The sequence below is a fragment of the Cupriavidus sp. 01L45 genome (assembly GCF_056399885.1).
On sequence record NZ_JBFTSG010000008.1, the window covers coordinates 102,959 to 122,688 of the forward strand.

At 63.8% G+C, this 19,730-nt stretch carries 14 protein-coding genes; 8 read left to right on the top strand and 6 right to left on the bottom strand.

Annotated elements, in window-relative coordinates:
• Position 1: 1 nt before the first annotated feature.
• On the top strand, positions 2-1,066 hold the full coding sequence (gene dmpG, locus AC1DT6_RS07700; protein WP_441629744.1) for a 4-hydroxy-2-oxovalerate aldolase: 1,065 nt from the start codon (positions 2-4) through the stop codon (positions 1,064-1,066).
• Positions 1,067-1,265: 199 nt separating this feature from the next.
• On the opposite strand, the gene AC1DT6_RS07705 is transcribed toward dmpG, so the two are convergent.
• From AC1DT6_RS07705 to AC1DT6_RS07715, 3 genes are all read right to left on the bottom strand, one after another.
• Positions 1,266-1,511: a hypothetical protein gene (locus tag AC1DT6_RS07705; protein ID WP_035871606.1), complete on the bottom strand. Its 246-nt coding sequence runs from the start codon at positions 1,509-1,511 to the stop codon at positions 1,266-1,268.
• Between the two features lie 314 nt (positions 1,512-1,825).
• Positions 1,826-2,473 (bottom strand): AraC family transcriptional regulator, encoded by a 648-nt coding sequence (locus AC1DT6_RS07710; protein ID WP_441629745.1) that lies wholly within the window; start codon positions 2,471-2,473, stop codon positions 1,826-1,828.
• Positions 2,474-2,606: 133 nt separating this feature from the next.
• A complete protein-coding gene (locus AC1DT6_RS07715; RefSeq protein WP_441629746.1) occupies positions 2,607-3,371 on the bottom strand; it encodes a Crp/Fnr family transcriptional regulator in 765 nt (254 codons plus the stop codon).
• Between the two features lie 159 nt (positions 3,372-3,530).
• Here AC1DT6_RS07715 and AC1DT6_RS07720 point away from each other — a divergent pair, with 159 nt between their 5' ends.
• Complete coding sequence (locus AC1DT6_RS07720) at positions 3,531-5,168, top strand: acyl-CoA synthetase (RefSeq protein ID WP_441629747.1); 1,638 nt, start codon at positions 3,531-3,533, stop codon at positions 5,166-5,168.
• 117 nt (positions 5,169-5,285) lie between these two features.
• On the opposite strand, the gene AC1DT6_RS07725 is transcribed toward AC1DT6_RS07720, so the two are convergent.
• Positions 5,286-6,068, bottom strand: coding sequence for a DUF3592 domain-containing protein (locus AC1DT6_RS07725; RefSeq protein ID WP_441629748.1), 783 nt, complete (start codon positions 6,066-6,068; stop codon positions 5,286-5,288).
• 373 nt (positions 6,069-6,441) lie between these two features.
• Between AC1DT6_RS07725 and AC1DT6_RS07730 the strand changes: the two genes are divergently transcribed.
• The 6 genes from AC1DT6_RS07730 to AC1DT6_RS07755 all read left to right on the top strand — a co-directional run bounded on the left by AC1DT6_RS07730 (position 6,442) and on the right by AC1DT6_RS07755 (position 16,954).
• Positions 6,442-8,913 carry a type VI secretion system Vgr family protein gene (locus AC1DT6_RS07730; protein WP_441629749.1) on the top strand — a complete coding sequence of 824 codons (2,472 nt, stop codon included), beginning with the start codon at positions 6,442-6,444 and terminating at the stop codon, positions 8,911-8,913.
• A 65-nt stretch (positions 8,914-8,978) separates the two neighbouring features.
• Complete coding sequence (locus tag AC1DT6_RS07735; protein ID WP_441629750.1) at positions 8,979-10,535, top strand: esterase/lipase family protein; 1,557 nt, start codon at positions 8,979-8,981, stop codon at positions 10,533-10,535.
• Positions 10,532-11,596 carry a T6SS immunity protein Tli4 family protein gene (locus tag AC1DT6_RS07740; RefSeq protein WP_441629751.1) on the top strand — a complete coding sequence of 355 codons (1,065 nt, stop codon included), beginning with the start codon at positions 10,532-10,534 and terminating at the stop codon, positions 11,594-11,596. The genes AC1DT6_RS07735 and AC1DT6_RS07740 overlap by 4 nt, the downstream gene beginning before the upstream one ends.
• Positions 11,597-11,681: 85 nt before the next feature.
• Entirely contained in the window at positions 11,682-12,947 is a 1,266-nt protein-coding gene (locus AC1DT6_RS07745; protein WP_477114581.1) for a hypothetical protein, read from the top strand.
• A gap of 106 nt (positions 12,948-13,053) precedes the next feature.
• Positions 13,054-13,341: a PAAR domain-containing protein gene (locus tag AC1DT6_RS07750; RefSeq protein WP_441629787.1), complete on the top strand. Its 288-nt coding sequence runs from the start codon at positions 13,054-13,056 to the stop codon at positions 13,339-13,341.
• 79 nt (positions 13,342-13,420) lie between these two features.
• A complete protein-coding gene (locus AC1DT6_RS07755) occupies positions 13,421-16,954 on the top strand; it encodes an ImcF-related family protein (protein WP_441629753.1) in 3,534 nt (1,177 codons plus the stop codon).
• A 95-nt stretch (positions 16,955-17,049) separates the two neighbouring features.
• Here the strand turns inward: AC1DT6_RS07755 and AC1DT6_RS07760 are convergent, their stop codons facing one another.
• Together AC1DT6_RS07760 and AC1DT6_RS07765 are read right to left on the bottom strand one after the other, a co-directional pair.
• Positions 17,050-18,234: a M20 aminoacylase family protein gene (locus AC1DT6_RS07760; RefSeq protein WP_441629754.1), complete on the bottom strand. Its 1,185-nt coding sequence runs from the start codon at positions 18,232-18,234 to the stop codon at positions 17,050-17,052.
• Between the two features lie 70 nt (positions 18,235-18,304).
• On the bottom strand, positions 18,305-19,612 hold the full coding sequence (locus AC1DT6_RS07765; RefSeq protein ID WP_441629755.1) for an MFS transporter: 1,308 nt from the start codon (positions 19,610-19,612) through the stop codon (positions 18,305-18,307).
• Positions 19,613-19,730: the final 118 nt, after the last annotated feature.

Sequence of the window (19,730 nt, forward strand, 5' to 3'; positions counted from 1 at the left end):
CATGCAAGACCAGAAGAAACTCTATATCTCCGACGTGACGCTGCGCGACGGCAGCCACGCCGTCCGTCACCAGTACAGCATCGAACAAGCCGTCCGGATCGCCAGGGCCCTCGATGAGGCCAGGGTCGACTCCATCGAAGTGGCGCATGGCGATGGCCTGCAGGGGTCCAGCTTCAACTATGGCTTCGGCGCCCATACGGACCTGGAATGGATCGAAGCGGTGGCCAGCGTGGTCAGCCATGCCAAGGTCGCCACCTTGCTGCTGCCCGGCATCGGCACCGTCCATGATCTCAAGGCCGCCTATGGCGCCGGCGCGCGCATCGTCCGCGTGGCCACGCATTGCACCGAGGCGGACGTCTCGCGGCAGCATATCGAGTACGCCCGCCACCTGGGCATGGAGGCGGTCGGCTTCCTGATGATGAGCCACATGACCACGCCCCAGCACCTCGCGGCGCAGGCAAAGCTGATGGAGAGCTACGGCGCCACCTGCTGCTACGTGGTGGACTCGGGCGGCGCGCTGACCATGAACGATGTCCGCGACCGCTTCCGCGCCTTCAAGGACGTGCTGAAGCCGGAAACCCGGACCGGCATGCACGCCCACCACAACCTGAGCCTGGGCGTGGCCAACAGCATCGTGGCGGTGGAGGAGGGCTGCGACCGCGTCGACGCCAGCCTTGCCGGCATGGGGGCCGGCGCCGGCAATGCGCCGCTGGAAGTCTTTATCGCGGCGGCGGAGCGCATGGGATGGAACCACGGCTGCGACCTCTACAAGCTGATGGATGCCGCCGACGACATCGTGCGTCCGCTGCAGGACCGGCCGGTGCGGGTCGACCGCGAAACGCTGGCGCTGGGATATGCGGGCGTGTATTCCAGTTTCCTGCGCCACAGCGAGGCCGCGGCGAGCAAATATGGCTTGAAGACGGTCGACGTGCTGGTCGAACTCGGGCGCCGGCGCATGGTGGGCGGGCAGGAAGACATGATCGTCGACGTGGCGCTGGATTTGCTGGAGGCGCGCAAGGCCAGCGAGGAAAAAGGTGCGAAGGCCGTTGCCCGGGATGCCGCCTGACAAGGGCCATCCGGCGCCGGTTTGCGGCAGCAAGGTAAACCGCCGCCGCAGGTAAGGCGTCAGCATGATCCATGGCGTCGCCCGGCCATTCCTCAATCCAGCTCAAACAAAAAGCCGCCTCCACGCAAGCACGCGGAGGCGGCGCCGGGCGGCGGCCTTGATTGCCGCCGCAAGCCAATTCGTTATGCCGGCAAAGTGATTAACGCTGGCCTTGCTGGCCGCTTTTCTGGCCTTGCTGGTTTTGCTGCCCAGCCTGGTCGGCCTTTTGGCCCTGTTGTCCTTGCTTGTCGTGCTGGCCGCCTTGCTGGCCTTGGCCACGGTCCTGCTGCTGTTGCTGGCCGCCCTTCTGGTCCTGGCTGCCGGACTGGCCGCCTTGCTGACCGGATTGCTGCTGTTGCTTGCTTTGGTCTTGCTGGCCTTGGCCGGGTTGCTGTTGCTGTCCCATTGTGCTCTCCATGGCGCGGCGGAATGCCGCGTTAATGGAGGGGTGCAAGGCGCGTGCCACGCTGCGGGTATCCATGCCACCTGCCGGTCACCCGAGATCGCGTGCGCCCCGCATTGGACCGGCTGGCAACGGTTTGCGCGTCTCCCTGGCCTTGCTTTTCTTTTGCCGCCACTAGTCGGGCAAGGGCACGATGTTCACGGCCCCGCACATGCCGGGCACTATGGACCGCAGGCAGGCCAGTGCTTTTTACAAACGCCGCAGGTTTTTTACAAGCGCCGTGAAGGCCGCAATGCAGTGAAGCCGGACGCGGTGCTTCAGGCCGCCAGCGTGAATGCCGGACGCAGTCCGGCGGGGGCAGCCTGGCTGTTTCTGTCCGCCAGCAAGCTCAGGGCAGAGGGGCCTAGCGTGTTGGCGCAGGCGGCCCTTAACGCAGCGACGCCCGCCAGTCCCACTTGCCTGGCCAGCCACTCGGGGGGTGCGTCCTTGTCCATCGCAAGCAGGTGGATCGTATGCGCTACCCGCTGCTCGCGCAGCAGGGTGCGCAGCGATTCGCCTTCCGCGAACAGGCGTGCGCGTACCAGGCGCGGCGTGGCCTGCCAGCGCTCGGCCACCAGTGCCGCATTCCAGGCCAGCCGGGGGTGTTCGAACATCTCGCCGGCGAGGGCGCGCGACCAGTATTTCTGGCTGGGGTATGTGCCGCCCGGCGTGGCGGCCAGCGTCATGCGCGGACAGGCGTCGTCCGGCACCGCGCGCAGCGTGATCACCGCGCTGCGCCCGGGCGCCGGCAGCAAATCGCAATCGAAATATGAAAAGGCAGGGACCACGAACGGATTCCCCGGCCACACCTCGCGCCGCGCGTTGGCGTCGCGCAGGCGCGCGCTGCCTCGCAGGGCGTCGACGCGCACCGCGAAGGGAAAGCGCAAGCGGGACAGGCGCAGATCGGTTCTGCTGACGAGGGCCATGCGAAGTTCAGGAGGGTCCGGCTGGCAGGCGACGCGCGGGGCGCGAAGCCGAACTCGCATTGTACGGGTTCGCAAGGCCAGTGGCTTCCGGGATGGCGAAGGAAGGTTTCATCGGCCGCGTTGGCTACATTGGCTACAGTTCGGACAAGCCAAAGTGACGCAGGCGCTCAAGATCCGTCACCCGGATGCTCTGGTACGACAGGTCCACCATGCCCTCCGACGCCAGCCGCCGCAGCGCCTGGTTGACCCGCTGGCGGGAAAGTCCGGTCAGCAGGCCAATCTCCTCCTGGGATAGCTCCAGCACCTCGCTGGTACGCGGATACAGCGCGGGATGGAACAACTGGGCCACCGCTTGCGCCACGCGCGCATCGACGCTCAGCAGGCGCTCGTTTTGCACGGTGGCGATGAACTGGCCCATGCGTTCATTGAGCTGGCGCACCACGAAGCTGGCAAAAGGCAGGCTCTCGGCCAGCAAGGTGTGGAATACGGTGTCCGGCACCAGCGCCACGCGCGAGTCGCGGATGGCGATCACATCGTATCTCCGTGCTTCGCGCTTGATCACGCTGCCTTCTTCGCACCAGCCGCCCGCCGGCACGCCCGAGAAGGTGCAGCCGCGCCCGTCCGGCGTGTAGACCGCGAGCTTGATCAGGCCACGCTCCACCCCGATCCAGTAGCGCGAAGGCTCGCCGCGATGCGCCACGAAGGCGCCCGCGGCAAAGTCCTGCACGACCAGTTGCCGCGCCGCCAGTGCCTGATGGCCGGGCGCGAGCGCGGCGAACCATTCATGTTCCGAGAGCAGGGCGGCATGCCCGGTGCACGGCGAGGATGCTGGCGGCTGTGTGGCGGCTGCAGAGGGGGGCGTGAGCGCTTGGGGTGTGGCTGATGGCGGGCTGGACATGATTTCGGCTTGGCCCGGCGCGGGCATTGTCATCCGGACGACAGAGCTTCGTCGTGTGCGATGATAGCCTTGCACAGCGAAAAGTAACAGCGACCGGCCGCGCTTGGTTCATCCTGTGGAAAGGAACCGGCCCTGCCGGCGCATGCGGAGACTACAGCAATGCCAAGCGATTTCGATACCGGCCTGGGCAAGAACCCGGCCAACCACGTTCCCCTGACACCGATCGACTACCTGGCGCGCGCCGCCGAGGTCTATGGCGATCGCCTGGCCATCGTGCACGGCCCGGTGCGCCAGAACTGGCGCGAGACCTATGCACGCGCGCGGCGCCTGGCCAGCGCGCTGGCGAACCTGGGCGTGGGCAAGGGCGATACCGTAGCAGCCCTGCTGCCCAACACGCCCGCCATGGTGGAGGCGCATTTCGGGGTGCCGATGGCCGGGGCGGTGCTCAATGCGCTGAATATCCGGCTGGATGCTGCCAACCTGATTTTCATGTTGCGCCATGGCGAGGCCAGGGTGCTGCTGGCCGACACCGAGTTTGCCGACCTGGCGCGGCAGATCGCCAACGAGATCCCGGGGCTGAAGGTAGTCGCCGTGGTGGACGCACTGGGCCCGCAGGACGCGCAGCCCTTCGGCGAGACCGACTACGAAAGCCTGCTGGCCTCCGGCGATCCCGCATTCGCCTGGCAAATGCCCGCCGACGAGTGGGATGCGATCGCACTCAACTACACCTCGGGCACCACCGGGGACCCCAAGGGCGTGGTCTACCACCATCGTGGCGCGGCCATCAACGCCATCTCCAACATCCTTGAGTGGGACCTGCCCAAGCACGCGGTGTACCTCTGGACGCTGCCGATGTTCCACTGCAACGGCTGGTGCTTCCCGTGGACCATCGCGGCGCGCGCCGGGGTCAATGTGTGCCTGCGCAAGTTCGAGCCCAAGCTGGTATTCGACCTGATGCGCGACGAAGGCGTGACTCACTACTGCGCCGCGCCCATCGTGCATACCGCGCTGGTCAACGCGCCGCCGGCCTGGCGCGAAGGGCTGCGCGGCCCGGTGCGCGGCATGGTGGCGGGTGCGCCGCCGCCGGCCGCGGTGCTGGCGCAGATGGAGGAAATGGGCTTCGAGCTGACCCATGTCTATGGCCTGACCGAGACCTACGGCCCGGCCGCGGTGTGCGCCGAGCAGGACGATTGGGCCGGGCTGTCGCAAGAGGACCGCGCCACCAAGAAGGCAAGGCAGGGCGTGCGCTACCACCTGCAGACGGAGGTGGCCGTGCTGGACCCGGACACCATGCAACCGGTGGCCTCGGACGGCGAGGAAATCGGCGAGATCATGTTCCGCGGCAACATCTGCATGAAGGGCTACCTCAAGAACGAGAAGGCCACGCGCGAGGCATTTGCCGGCGGCTGGTTCCATACCGGCGACCTGGGCGTGTGCACGCCAGACGGCTACGTCAAGATCAAGGACCGCAGCAAGGACATCATCATCTCCGGTGGCGAGAATATCTCCAGCGTGGAAGTGGAAGACGCGATCTATCGCCATCCCGCCGTGCTGGCCGTGGCGGTGGTGGCCCAGCCGGATGTGAAATGGGGCGAGACGCCCTGCGCGTTCGTGGAGCTGAAGGATGGCGCCAGCGCAACGGCCGAGGAACTGATCGCCCATTGCCGCACCCTGCTGGCGGGCTTCAAGGTGCCCAAGGCGGTGTACTTCGGGCCGTTGCCTAAGACATCGACGGGCAAGATCCAGAAGTTCGAGTTGCGCAAGAAGGTGAAGTCGGATACGGCGATCGATGTTTAGGGGCGCAACGTGCCTCGACAGAAGCCGACGGCATGTCAAAGCAGTCGGCAATGACGATGGCTGTCAGTTCCTTTCCCCGCCGGGGGAGAGGGGTGGTTCAGCTACCTGGCTTGCGTGTCAGGTTGCCAGTTGCGGCAGGAACGAAATGTCGACGTGATAGTGCTTCGGATTATTCCGATCTAAAAGGACGGTGATGTGCTCACCCGTCACATAGTCGGTCGGATCGAACCAGATGTTGCCGCTGTAGAAGATGTGGATTCGCGATGTCGCCGGGTCCAGCCATTGTGCCGTGATCCGGTAGGGCGTGCGTCCATTGACTTGCATGCTTTCGTTCTCTTCGATGCCCTGGATGCGTGCTTGGACCGGTACGCCCCGGCTGCGCAAGTAGGCTTCTCGACGCGATGAGCGCCGTGCCAGCACGACCATCGTGGCGCCAATGGCGAAGAACACGAGGCCGATGCCACCGACTATCGTTGCCGCCCCCCAAAGGGGGAAGAATTCGTCGGGCGTCGCTTCATTCGGCTTTGCCGGCGAATACAGTACCGGGATCGTATCGCCGACTGTGTAGCCAGGTGGGTTGCTGCCACTCGAGGAACGGAATTCGACGGTCCCGCTTGGCGTCTGGAAACGAATGATTGGTCTGTAGGTCGTCGAACCGCGGTCGTGCAGTGCATCGAGGGCAACGACGGTGCCGTCCGCACGCACCGCGTTCGACAGGAATGAACGCGTGTGCTGACCGATGGCGACTGCACCAAGCAGCAACGCGATACCTATGACGGCGAAGGTGTACTTGATGATACTCAGGTTTTTCATTGGGTTCATTTTATGGGTGCGCCTCACTTGTCCGATAAGACTGGGTGGCCTCATCAGGCGCAGGTCTTCTGATTCATCGGTTGGCATCCTATTTTCCGATCGCTGCAAATATCCCGTCGCCGTAGCACAAACGCGCCGAATGTGAATATGTCCATTGTCGCCCGCATTCCTTTCTAGTCGGCCTCGGCTGAGTACTGGAAGGCCCTGCCCGCGATTGCTTGGCGCTGCGCGGAATCACACAACTGATTTCAAGAATTTTCCAATTTTTTCGTTAGCGATCAGTAAGGTAGTTCGCCGAAATTAATAGCATGGAGGTCCATGTGATGGATATAGGACAAGTACGAATTCATGTTAAATAAATGTTAAATTTCAAAAACGGAATATAAGGTATTTATGGCATATAAAAAGACGTTTAAAGTCCTGCGTCAGCATCGATCACGCCGACAACGGAGCGGAAACCATGACGGATCCGGATGAACAACGGAGGACATACGGCAGTGCGCCGTTCAAGGGATTGACCGGGTGCCAGGCTTACTTCCTCGAGGTGCCCGGCACGGCCAGCGCCGCCGAGCTGTCGGTGGTGTCATTCGAAGCGGTGGAGCGCATGGGCGAGCCCTATACCGTCACCATCCAGCTGACGCACCCCTTGCCGCTTGAGCGGGCCGACTATCTCGGCAAGGACGCGACGTTCCTGATCGATCCCGGAGACGGGACGGAGCCGCGCAAGTTTGCAGGCTGCATCATGCGCTTCAGCCAGACCAAGCAGACTCATGACTTCAGCAGCTACGAGATCGTGGTCGAGCCGCTCGTCGCACGGCTGAAACTCACCCGCGCGAGCCGCGTCTATCAACACCAGACCGCCCCGCAGATCATTGAGGCAATCCTGCGGCGACATGACCTGAAAGGTCATCAGTTTTCCTTCAAGACGCGCCGCAAGTATCCGCAGCACAAGTTCCGCCTCCAGTACCAGATGTCCGACTGGGCCTACATCCGCCTGTTGATGGAGCAGGAAGGGCTCTACAGCTACTTCGCCCTGGGAAAGTTCGGCGAGATGGTGGTATTTGGCGACGACATCGACCACTACATTTATCTGCCGGAGTTGCGGGTGCCTTTCCGCGAAACCGCGGGGCTGGAGTCTGGCGCCGAGGCTGTGACCGATCTCAAGACCCGCGCGCAGACGGTGCCGGAATCGGTCCGCGTCGCGGACTACAACCCCGAGCAGTCCTGGGAGCGTATCCATGCCGAGGCGAACATCGCCCGCAAGGGCAAGACGACCTATGGCGAGTCCTATGTCTTTGGGAGCCATCACCTGGACAAGGACGGCGCCAAATGGGAGGCCCAGTTGCGCCACGAGGCAGCAATCGCCTGGCAGGTGGTCTACGAGGGCGCGAGCAATGTGCGGGCTCTACACTCGGGGCGCATCCTGCGCATGGACGAGGTCCTGCCGGATGCGCCCAACGGGCAGGTGATCATCGAGGTCAGGCACAGCGGCGCGCGCGACCAGGCCTACCGTAACACCTACAAGGCGATCCCGTCCGACCGGCATTTCCGGCTGCCGCTGCATGAAGAAAAATGGGCGCGGATCCACGGCACGCTGAGCGCGCGCATCACCTCGCCGGGCCAGTACAAGTACGCCTACCTGACGCAGGTGGGCCACTACACGGTCCGCTTCGACCTGGATTTCGATGAATGGCCAAAAGGCGGCGAGAGCGTACCGCTGCGTTCGGCCAAGCCATTTGCCGGGGCTCACCGGACGGGCTTTCACTTCCCGGCGCTGGATGGGACCGAGGCGGCGATTGCGTTCCACGACGGCAATCCGAACAAGCCGTATATCGCGCATTTCCATCACAACAGCCAGCATGTCGACCTGATCACCAACCAGGACCGCTTGCAGTCGCGCAATGTCATCCATACGCAGAGCGGCAACAAGGTCGAACTGGAAGACTGGGAGGACGAGGAACACGTACAGCTTTCCACCGAGCATTCGGGCAAGAGCCAGTTGACCCTGGGGCATATGGTCAACGGCGAACGCAAGAAGCGCGGCGAAGGGTTCGAGCTGCGTACTTCTGGCTGGGGCGCGATTCGCGGCGGCAAGGGGCTGTTCGTTTCGGCGGATGACCAGCCGAACGCCGGCGGTCAGCAACTCGATATGGAGGCAGCGCAGAGCCTGCTGCAGCAAGCCCTTCAGCAGAGCGAAGCATTGGCTTCGGCCGCCAACGCGGCACAAGCGGTGGCCGCGGACTACAACCGGCAGAAAGCCTTGCTCAACGATACGCTGACGGCGCTGAAGAAGGCCGGGATACTTGTCAGCGCACCGGCGGGCTTGGCGCTGGCCTCGGGTGCCGACTTGCAACTGACGGCCGCTCAAAACCTGATCGCCACCGCTGGCGGTCATGCCGACATCAGCGTACTCAAGCGCTTTACGGTTGCGGCGGGCGAACTGGTGTCCGTGTTCGCGCAGAAACTCGGCATCAAGCTGTTTGCTGCTAAGGGCAAGGTCGAGATTCAGGCGCAGAGCGATGAGATGCGCCTGCTGTCGGACAAGAACATGACGATCAGCAGTGCAAACGGGTGCGTCGTGATCGAGGCCAGGGAGGAGCTGCTGCTCAAGTGCGGTGGCTCCTATCTTCGCCTGTCGTCGACGGGCATTGAGGACGGCACGCGCGGTGACCGGACCATCAAGGCGGCCGCGTACAGCCGTCAGGGGCCGGCTTCGCTCGCCGAATCGATGAATACGTGGAAGCACGCCAATTTTGATGAGCAATACATGCTCAGATGGCCCTTCGATGGTCAGCCCGTCAGCAATCGCACGTTCTCCATCATTCGCGAAGACGGCAGTGTGATCCGTGGCACCACCGATGCCGAAGGAAAGACGGGGCTGCAGAAGAGTCTTTTCGTGGATGGACTGCGCCTGCGCATCGATCCGGAATGAGTCGCGTTGGCGCGCAGTGCACCTCACAACCACAATCACGCAGAAGCAAACCGGAGCAACTTCGTATGGCCACCGTTGAACGCGTTATCCCACCCTCCATAGCCGATGATGGCTCGGTGCACTACTCGTCCGTCATGTCGCCGTCCGACGACAGCATTGCCGTATGTCACATGGTGCCCGACAGGATCATACCCGTGATCTTTGTGCCAGGTGTGATGGGCACGAACTTGATGGGTGATGACGGAAAACACGTGTGGCTCGTAAACGGGAAGGGGAGTGTCTCGAAGGCGTGGGCGAACAGAGGTCCGGATACACGAAAGCGGATCCTTGATCCCAAAAAAACCCAGGTCTATGCCGATGGAGCCATCCCGCAAGGCACGCGCCAGAACGATGCCGAACTGAAGCGCCGCGGGTGGGGTGAGGTCGGCTTCATGAGCTATGGCACGTTTCTACCCTGGCTCGAGAATGCGCTCAACGACGCCGATCAGTGCAAGACGGGCGAGCGCGCGCGCCTGATGAAGACCCTTGTGGCCAATGCACCTGGCGTCGAGTTGCTAACCCACAATGAGGTGGCACTCTCCTATAAATACCAGCTCCCCTTGCATGCCGTAGGTTACAACTGGCTCCAATCGAATGCAGAGTCTGCAAAGCGATTGGACGGGAAGATCCAGGAGTTCATGGCGTACTACCGGAGCAAGGGCTATATGTGCGACTACGTGATCATCGTGACGCATTCGATGGGCGGCCTGGTATCTCGCTACTACTCCGAACTGATGGGTGGCAACAAGAACGTGCTGGGGATCGTGCACGGCGTAATGCCCGCCACGGGTTCGGCTACAGCCTATAAACGGGTGAAGGCCGGCACGGAGATGCCGGAAGGGATCGTCTTGGGCGCCAACGCCGCGGAGATGACTGCTGTGTTCGCGCAATCACCCGGGCCCCTGCAGTTGTTGCCCAGCCCGGAGTACGGGATGGGTTGGCTCAAGCTCAAGGACGGAAAGAGTACTGTCGGCTTGCCCAAGGCAGACCCGTACAAGGAGATCTATACCGTCCGCGGCAAGTGGTGGGGCCTTTGCGATGACAAGCTGATCAATCCGCTGGATCCGAAGAAGGCGACGATTGATCGGGACTGGATCGGATTTGTGGATCTTATTGAGCGTCAAGTCAAAGTATTCCAAGCGGAGATCAGTGGGAAGTACCACGCAACCACTTACGCATTCTATGGAGACGATTCAGGTCATAAGACATGGGGCGACGTGGTCTGGGAGCGGAGAATCTCCAGTGCTCTCCGGCTGTTCGATGCGTATCCCAAAGTTGACGATCTCGCGGCCGGACAGGTCTTGCACGATCCGGGGAAGGGCGAACAGACAGTGCACCAGCACACTGGCGGCAGACCGTTGGCGACAAGCTTCATTTTGAAGGGGGCCGGCGAGAACGGAGATGGCACGGTACCAATCCGATCCGGCGCCGCCCCAGGCCGAAGAGTCAAGGCTTGTGTGCCATATCCGGGCGTCGATCACGAAGGTGCATACAAGAACAGGTCCCAACAGCTTTTTGCCCTTTGGGCGATCACCAAGATTGCCTGTGGCGTTGCGAAGACCTCGATGGCCTACAAGTCATGAAGAAAGCAACCGTGGTGGCCATCGCATGTTTCGCGCTATGTCTGACAGCCTGCAATCCGCCCAAGCCATTGACGCAAGAGGAGAGAAAAACCATGAACGAACTAACAGCCAATCTCGGTCCGCGCTGCGTGGGACGCTACCTGATTGACATGCCGGCTGATGTGTTTGTGTTTGGAAACCTCACGGTGGACCAGATTCCTCTTGAGGCGATGGCAATGCCGGAGGATCAGTTTCAGCGGGAGGTCACCTCACGCGAAGCGGAGTTGAAAGGTACCAGGAGTGCCGATGCTTACCCGTTCCTGTATGCAAGCGGTGAGGTGTCGGGTGCAGCTACAAGATATTTCATTCATCGGGGCGATGTTCTTGCTCATCCAGCCAGCCGGGTCATCGAAGCTTACAAGTGGGACCGGGGCTTTCAGATCAAGATGAGAACGGAGGGGTGGGATTACACCAACCCGGATCAAACCAACGACTCGCTTGTCGAGCTAATCACTCCCAAGAACATCGTTCCGGAACTGCGCGCCCGCGTATTCGACCTGCTGAAACGTGTGCGTGGCCGTCCGGAAAGTGAGATTCCGTCCGAGCCCGGGGTGTGCTTTTTTGGTGGGTTCCTGCCGGGCAAGGCCGGTGCCACGGAAAACCTTTGGACCCAATTCGTGCTGCATGACAAGATCGACGTTAGTGTCGGTCTGGAGACGAATTCCGATATTCGAGAGCAAACCACGCTGCTGCAACGTGGCGACAGCATCAACGCGGCGCTCAAGGAAAGAGAGGGCCGCACGATTCGAATGGGGCCGGTGGACTTGCCTGGCTTGCCGGCAGAGGAATGGCTGATGGCGGGGATAACCACGCGAGGTGTGCCTGGACACCATCTGGCGCTGGAGGCGAATTCCAGGATCGGCAGTGCGCAAGCGCCCTTGGTCATCTTGGAAATGGATACTGGATCTGAGAATAGAGTGCTACGCGATCCTATCGAAAAGGCATCGCTGACCGAGGGCGAGGCCGTTGCGCTATGGGACGTGGTCTCACGAACCTTGCGCCCGCGTCCGAACGGATTCTGACATCCCTCAAAGCCAGTAACGTAACAGGAGAACAGAACAGTGAACGAACTGAAATCCAATCTCGGTCCGCGCTGCGCGGGATGCCATGGCTGTTGATTTCTCGCTTTTGCCGAAGGAAGAACCGGAGCCCGGCAATTCTCCATCGCGGCCAGTCTGGGCGATCGTGTTTCTCGTCATGGTGCTGGCGTGCGCATTCGTGATCCTCCTGTCATGGCCGAAGCATCTGCCCACGCACACGTGGAGATTCTGGGCAACCCTGATCCTGTTCCCGGTGGGGATACCTGCGTCGATATTGCTGTTCCGGTATAGCTATCATGAGGGTCACAGACTTGACGTTCTGATGCGCAACGAAGTGATCCGCAGGTACAACGAGTGCGTCTTCGCCTTGGCTGCGCGTCCCTTGGCCTTGCTCGGCGCGGCCCATCGTTTTTCGTCGGACCAGAGCGAGAACGCAACTGGCGCCATAAGGGCAGGTACTGTCAGGCTGGAGACGCAAAAGCCGATCGCGAGAGACGGCGCTCCTACAAAGGCTCGCTGGCTGGTGGTGCCTGGCGTACCGCTTGATCCTGGTGGAAAGGAGGCAGATGATCGCCGTCATTGCAAGGTGACGCGATGGTTGTATTCGGAACTGCTTGACGATCTTGCCAACCGCATCCAGTCCTTGCCTTCGCGGGTCGATCTTAGTGTTTGTCTATGGGTGTCGGGAGGATTGCTTCGCAAGGATTATGTGGCGCTCTGGCAAGAATGCTGGCGAAAACGTCAACTTCGAGATATGCGCCTCGCCGAGGAGACTGAGCCTGCCGGCCTCGATGTTCTCGACAGTTGGCTTGATCAGGCTGCTGGTGGCGAAGGGCGCGAGGCGRGATTGATTGTCGCCATTCAACTGTATCCGGTGCTGAGCAAGACGCCGCCCGTCGGCGCGACGGAAGCGGGAGCCGCTCTTCTTCTCATGCCAGGCGAACAGGCTGGCCGGCTCCATGTGGTGTCTGAGGCAACCCTGCATCGCCCGGTACGCGGTCCGTTCGACCAGTCCGACGGCGCTTTGTCGCATGCCGTGAAATGGGGCGATGTCACTGCCGCGGACATTCCCGGTGGTTGGCAGACAGGCCTCGATGCAACGCAGGCGGGGGTGTTGCGCGAGGCTGCCATGCGTCTTGGGCTGACCGTCCGGCCTACAGACCTCGACCAGACCGTCGGGCATGCTGGCGCTGCGGCACCCTGGCTCGCGATAGCCTGCGCTGCGGGTTCGCTATCCGGTGACGTCCAAAGTCAGATCGTCTTTGCTGGCCAGCCTGACGGTGTGGATTCTGCGGTCGTGCGTTCGGTATCGCGCGAGACTGAGCCAGTCTGACCGCACAGTATTCGTCTGATTTTGCGACGGAGTCGCCAAGGCACGAACTGGAGAGGGTTCCTGTATCGATACAGGCCGAGAGATGGCAAACAAGGAGCTGATTTTGATAAGACGTTACGACATCACGAGGGGTGATTCGACAACCTCTGGTGGAACCGTTGAAGGTGGGGATGGGGACGACAAGGTGGGAGATCGCGAGCAGGCTTATGAGGGCGATCCGGTGTGGTGTCCAGCCTGCAAAACGATGGGACGGATCGTTTGTGTCGGGCCACGCCTGTCGATGACGGGGCCTGACGGGCGACAAGCCGCATTGAGCGATGACCTCTGTGTCTGCCGGTGTGATCCAAGCCCTCGACTGATACCGTCGCAGCACGCGTCTTACATGGATGTCTGAGAACGCCGTGCGACTGGCGTGAGGGCATCAAGTATCCCGATTGAGTTCAGAGCATGGGCATGAACGTATCTCCCGAACAATGAAGAAGCTGCAGATCGACCTCACCTTGATACTCGTTCTCGCACTGGTATTCGCCGGTGCCATCTGGATGTGGGGCGAGTACGCTGATATCAAGACGCCAGAAGCGCGGAGCTTCTGGCTATCAGTGGTCGCTGTTGGCGCCATTGTGCTGGCGATTGTCGCGTCGTTGGATCGTCTGGGCCGCTGGTGGGATGCCCTGCATACATTGAGCAAGTGGTTAAGTCTTCGGAAATCGGAGATGGCTGGCACGACGCAAGCGAGCATTCTCGCCATCAGTGACCGGAAGGGATCTGAGCCAAGACTGCTGGGGCCATTTCGCCAGGAGTTGCAGCAGCGACACGGTTTTCGTTGGCGCTATCGCCAGCCCTGGCTGTTGATCACCGGCGACGATGCTGCCATTGCCCGACTGTTGCCCGACCTGGCGGAACAGGGTTGGCTGATCACCCCCGACGCGGTGCTGCTRTGGAGCAAGAGCGGGCAGAATGGCCAGCCGGACGCCGACTGGCTCAAGCAACTCTACAAACTACGCCGCCGCCGTCCGGTGGACGCCGTGGTCCTGACCACCGACGGCACGGCAGACCTGCCGGCACAGCGTCGTGTCACCCATCCCTACGGTATTGGCCTGGCGCGCATCGCCGAGGTGCTGCGCTGGTCCGCCCCGGTCTACCTGCTCGATGTGGCCCTGACGGACGCGCTCGCCAATGGCAATACGCCGGTCATCGGTTGCGAACTGCCGCGTCTTGCGGATGAGGCAGCCATCGAGAAGGCGCTGCTTGTGGTGCGGGACCGCCTGTTGCAGCGCAGCGTCGCGCAACTGATGCAAAACGAGCGCGACCGCTACATGGGCGAGCTTTCCCAGTGCCTCGACACGCGCGGCAAGGCGCTCGCCGAATGGATTGCCGGCCTGAACGGCGGGCGGCGCCGGCGCATCCCGGTCGGCGGCATTGTCTTCGCGCCGTATCCACGGCCTGCCGCCACCGATGCGAGCGCGCCGACCAGCGCCGACCTGCCGCTCTGGCAGTACCTGGGCGATGCGGCCCGCCGTCAACCCGGACGGCGGACCGGCTGGCACCCGGTCACGGTGTTTTCAATCCTGAGCCTGACGGCTATCGGCCTGTGGGGTGCCGGCATGCTGGTGTCCGGCGTGCTGAACGGGCGGGACCTGCAAGCCGCCCAACAATCCGTGAACGACATCCGGTCGGCCCCCAACCCGGCCGCCCGCCTGCGCGCGCTCCTCGCCTTACAGCAGCAAATCGAACGCTACGAGTACCGCACCCAGCATCACGTACCCCTGACCCGCTTTGGCCTGAATCGCGATCCGGCGGTCCTAGCCGCGCTGTGGAAGCCATACACGCAGGCCAGCCGCGAGTTGCTCGTCGCGCCCGTGCAGCGGGATCTGGAGGCGTCCCTGGTGGATCTCGTGCAACTGCCGACCACGGTGCTGGATGAGGTAACCAATCGGGTGGCGCTGGGTGGCCACCAGGCGCTCAAGTCCTACCTGATGCTGGCCAACCCCGAGCGCGCCGAGCCGGCATTCCTGACCCCGCAACTGGTGCAGCATTGGTCCACCGATGCCCGAATTACCCCGGGCGAGCAGTTGGATCTCTCGGAGCGGCTGCTCAAGTTCCATGCGCAGCACCTGCAGGCCAACCCGGCCTGGCGCATCGAGCCGCGGCCAGAACTGGTCGCCGGCGCACGCCAGACGCTGCTGGCCGTGATCGGGGAGCGCAACGCCGAGGCCACTGTCTACCAGGGCATGATCCAAGCCTTTGGTGAGAACGGTGGCAGCAAGTATCCGGACCAGACCCTGGCGTCCCTGACCGCCGGCACCGATACCCGGGGGCTGGTGCGGACCGCCGCCATCGTTCCCGGCGTCTTTACCCGGCAGGCCTATGAGGACTACGTGGTTCCCGCAATCGAGCAGGCCGCCAAGCGTACGGAAATCGCCAATGACTGGGTGCTGACCGACGGCAAGCCGCAGCAGCAGACGGCGAGCCGCTCGGCCGAAGCATTACAGGCGGCGTTGACCGAGCAGTACTTTGCCGACTACGCGGAGCGCTGGCAGGGCTTCATGAACAGCCTGCAATGGGAACCGGCGCCGACCCTGCCGGCTGCGATCGATCAACTCAAGCTGATGGCCGACGCGCGCCAGTCACCGGTGATCGCGCTGATGAAGTCGCTCGAATACCAGGGTGGCGCCGGCGCGCGCAAGGACACGCTGTCCGATACGCTGGTGGCCAAGGCGCAGGACCTGCTGGGCAAGAAGGGGGCCGCACCCGAGGTGGCGAAGCCGGACGCGGCGGGACCGCTCGGAGCGGCCTTTGGCCCGGTGCTGCGGCTGGTGGCACAGGGCCAAGCCGCCGGCGCCAATGCTGGCACCAACGCGGGCACCAGCGGTGAGCTGAGCCTGCAACGGTTCCTCGACCGCGCAACGGCGCTGCGTCTGCGCCTGCAGCAGGTCAGCAACAGCGCCGATGCCGACGCGCAGGCCCGGCAAATGGCGCAGGCGCTGTTCCAGGGCAAGGGCTCGGAACTCGCCGACACCCAGGCCTATGCCCAACTGATGGCGGCCAGCCTCGGCAGCCAGTGGGCGGGCATGGGCGAGACGCTGTTCGTGCGGCCCATCTCGCAGGCGACGCAGACGGTGCTGCAACCGGCGCAGGCCAGCCTTAACGAGGCCTGGCGGCACAGCATCGCGATGACGTGGGGCCGCTCGTTCGCCGGACGCTATCCGTTTGCCGACAGCGCCAACGATGCGTCGCTGCCCGAACTGGCGCGCTTCCTGCGCCCGCAAAGCGGACTGATCGGCGCGTTCCTCGGCACGCAACTGGCGGGCGTGCTCGAGTTGCAGGGCGATCAGTGGCTGCCGGCAGCCACCGGCGGGCAGGCACAGTCCTTCGATCCCGCCTTCCTCAACGCGATCAACACCTTGCAGCGCATTGCGGCGCACCTGCTGGCGCAGGGCGAGCCCCGGTACCGCTTCGAGTTCAAGCCGATCCCAACCCCGGGCTTGACCGACACCGTGCTGACGCTGGATGGGCAAAAGCTGCACTACTACAACCAGCGCGAGACCTGGCAGGCGATGACCTGGCCGGGCAACAACCTGCAGGACCCGGGTACCCGGCTGCAGTGGCAGACCGAGACGGCGGGCACCAACAAGAACTACGAGTTCGGCGGCCGCTGGGGACTGGTGCGGATGCTGGAGCAGGCGCACATCGAGCCGGTCGATAGCGCGAACTACCAGTTGACGTGGCAGGCGAGGCCAGATGCGCCAGAAGAGCCAGGCGCCAAGAACCAGGCCGACGGGCATGGCCAGACCCTCGCCGAAGATCCCGACAGTCTGACCGCGCGCAGCGCCAAGGTGCCTGTTATGGCGGACTTGACCTATCCGGTGCGCTACCTGACGCGTACCGAGGTCGGCCAGGGACCACTGGAGATGCTGGCCCTGCGGGGCTTCGTGCTGCCATCGCGCATCTTCGTGGGCCGGGAGCCGCGGGTCGCGGCACGTGGCACTCCGGGCCCACGTCAGTAGGCAAGCGGTCAGGGTCTTTCACGAAGTTGTCGTAGTCTTCCCGGCTAACTTCCATCGTTGCCCCTTGATGTCCAGGGTTCCCGGCGCTCCGGCGCTCAGGCCCGCAGATACCCCTCCGCCAGCGCGACCCAACACGCCGCGCCAAGCGGAATCAACTGGTCGTTGAAGTCGTAGCCGTCGTTGTGGATCGAGCAGCCGACCCACTCGCCGGTGCCATTGCCCAGCGCGAAGTAGCAGCCCGGCATCTTCTCCAGCATCCATGCGAAATCCTCGCTGCCCATCTGCATCGATGGCGGCACCTGGATGACCTTGTCGCTGCCAAGCACGCTGGCCACGGCCTGCCGCGCGATGGCGGTGGCTTCCACGGTATTGCAGATCGCGGGCGCGAGGCGCTCGTAGGCGATGTCCACCGCCACGCCACAGGAGGCGGCCTGGTGCGTCACCACCTCGCGGATGCGGTTTTCCAGCAGGTCGCGTACCTCAGGCACGGTGGCCCGCACGCTCAGCTTCAGCGTCGCGGTCTCCGGGATGATGTTGTAGGTGCTGCCGGCTTCCATCTGGCCCACGCTGATCACGCCGGCATCGACCGGCGCCACGTTGCGCGCCACGATGCCCTGCAGCGCTACCACGGTAGCCGCCAGCGCCAGCGTGGGATCGGCGGCGCGGTGGGGCATGGCGCCATGCCCGCCTTTGCCGCGGAAGGTGATCGTGGCGCGGTCCGACGAGCCGCCCATCGGGCCGCTCTGTACCACCGCCATGCCCACCGGCAGGCCCGGCGCATTGTGGAAGGCGTAGATCGCATCGCAGGGGAAACGCTCGAACAGGCCGTCGTTCATCATGGCGAGCGCGCCGGTCATGCCTTCCTCGTCCGGCTGGAAGATCAGGTTGAGCGTGCCGTCGAAGTTGCGCGTGGCGGCCAGGTATTCGGCGGCCGCCAGCAGCGTGGCGGTATGGCCGTCGTGGCCGCAGGCGTGCATGCGGCCGGGCACCTGGCTGGCATAGGGCAGGCCGGTGCGCTCCTGCAGCGGCAGCGCGTCCATGTCGGCACGGATGCCGATGCTGCGCGTGCCGTTGCCCACCTTCAATTGCGCCACCAGCCCATGGCCGCCGACGGTGTGCACGTCGTAGCCCCACTCGCGCAGCAGGGCGGCGGCCATCCCGGCGGTGCGCGGCACGTCGGCGCCAAGCTCGGGATGCGCGTGGATGCGGTGCCGCAGTTCGGCGAAGCGCGCGGTGGATTCGTTCAGGGCGGACGGGACATTGCCTGGAGTCTGGGTCATGACAGTACGATCCTGGATGTGCTGTGGAATCGGGAAAGAGGGAAAGAGGGGAAGACGATCCTGGCGCGCGTCAGTCGCGGCCCGGGTGGCTGGGGAACAGCGCCAGCGCGCTCAGGCTGATGCAGGCGGAGGCAAACAGGTACCAGGCCGGCGCCATGTTGCTGCCGCTGGCGGCGATCAGCCAGGTGACGATCAGCGGGGCGAAGCCGCCGAACACGGTCACGCCAAGGCTGTACATTACCGACATACCGGTGGCGCGATGGTGGCGCGGCAGCGCCTCCATCATCAGTGCGGCGCCGGCGCCGCTGCTGACCGACATCAGCGCCACGGCGCCGCCGATCAGCGCCATGGTGAGCGGCAGCTCCGGCCCCGACGAGAGCAGCATGAAGTTGGGGTACACCAGCGCCAGCGATGCCAGCCCGCCGGCAAACAGCAGCGGCTTGCGGTGGGGCAGCCGGTCGGCCAGCAGGCCGGACAAGGGCGCCACCACCAGCATGGCGAGGCCGGCCATGCACGCCGCCAGGAACGCGGTGACGGGCGGCATGTGCAGCGTGTTCACCAGGTAGGTGGGCATGTAGAACACCATGATGTACATCGACGAAGTCGAGCCGGTCATCAGCAGCATGCCCAGCAGCAGCGTGCGGCCATGCTCGCGGAACACCGCGCCGATGCCGCCGTGCTGCCCGCCTTCATGCGTTTCCTGCAGATGGCGGCGGATATACATGCCCACGGGCGCGATCAGCAGGCCTAGCAGGAACGGCAGGCGCCAGCCCCAGTCATGCATGGCTTCCGGGCTGAGCAGGGCCGATACCGCAGCACCTGTCAGCGCGCCCAGCAGCGCGGCGCCGCCTTGGGTGGCGGCCTGCCAGCTAACCAGGAAGCAGCGGTTGCGCTTGCTTGCCGACTCCAGCAGCAACGCGGATGCCGCGCCGACCTCGCCGCCCGCCGACAAGCCTTGCAGCAAGCGGCCGAGCACAACCAGCACGGTCGCCGTCACGCCGATGCTGGCGTGGGTAGGCGTGAACGCGATCAGCGCCGTGCCTGCGGTCATCAGTGCAATGGTGAGCGTGAGCGCGGTCTTGCGGCCGCGCCGGTCGGCAAGGCCACCGATCAGCACCGCGCCGAGCGGACGCATCACGAAACCGGCGCCAAACGTGGCAAAGGACAGCAACAGCGAAGCCAGCGGGCTGCTCGACGGAAAGAACAACTTTCCGATGGTGGCGGCGAAGAAGCTGTAGACGGTGAAGTCGTAGATCTCCAGCCCGTTTCCGATCGCGGCGGCGACGATGGCGCGGCGCGAATGCGGGCGGGCCGCGGTAGGGGCGGCGGTGGATGCCGTGCCGGCGGGGCTGGATAGCGCGGTAGGCGCGTGGGTCATGCTTTCCTCCTCGGGTGGGATTGGCTCGGGACGGCTGCGGCGCGGCGCCGTCTCTACTGGTGTGCTGGCATGGTAAGAGCGAGGCGCCGGATAAGCACTTCGCTTTTTTTCATGGGTA

Bases quoted from the DNA above. Each gene is read 5' to 3' on its own strand.
- dmpG (WP_441629744.1), top strand. From the start codon at position 2: ATGCAAGACCAGAAGAAACTCTATATCTCCGACGTGACGCTGCGCGAC.
- AC1DT6_RS07705 (WP_035871606.1), bottom strand. From the start codon at position 1,511: ATGGGACAGCAACAGCAACCCGGCCAAGGCCAGCAAGACCAAAGCAAG.
- AC1DT6_RS07710 (WP_441629745.1), bottom strand. From the start codon at position 2,473: ATGGCCCTCGTCAGCAGAACCGATCTGCGCCTGTCCCGCTTGCGCTTT.
- AC1DT6_RS07715 (WP_441629746.1), bottom strand. From the start codon at position 3,371: ATGTCCAGCCCGCCATCAGCCACACCCCAAGCGCTCACGCCCCCCTCT.
- AC1DT6_RS07720 (WP_441629747.1), top strand. From the start codon at position 3,531: ATGCCAAGCGATTTCGATACCGGCCTGGGCAAGAACCCGGCCAACCAC.
- AC1DT6_RS07725 (WP_441629748.1), bottom strand. From the start codon at position 6,068: ATGCCAACCGATGAATCAGAAGACCTGCGCCTGATGAGGCCACCCAGT.
- AC1DT6_RS07730 (WP_441629749.1), top strand. From the start codon at position 6,442: ATGACGGATCCGGATGAACAACGGAGGACATACGGCAGTGCGCCGTTC.
- AC1DT6_RS07735 (WP_441629750.1), top strand. From the start codon at position 8,979: ATGGCCACCGTTGAACGCGTTATCCCACCCTCCATAGCCGATGATGGC.
- AC1DT6_RS07740 (WP_441629751.1), top strand. From the start codon at position 10,532: ATGAAGAAAGCAACCGTGGTGGCCATCGCATGTTTCGCGCTATGTCTG.
- AC1DT6_RS07760 (WP_441629754.1), bottom strand. From the start codon at position 18,234: ATGACCCAGACTCCAGGCAATGTCCCGTCCGCCCTGAACGAATCCACC.
- AC1DT6_RS07765 (WP_441629755.1), bottom strand. From the start codon at position 19,612: ATGACCCACGCGCCTACCGCGCTATCCAGCCCCGCCGGCACGGCATCC.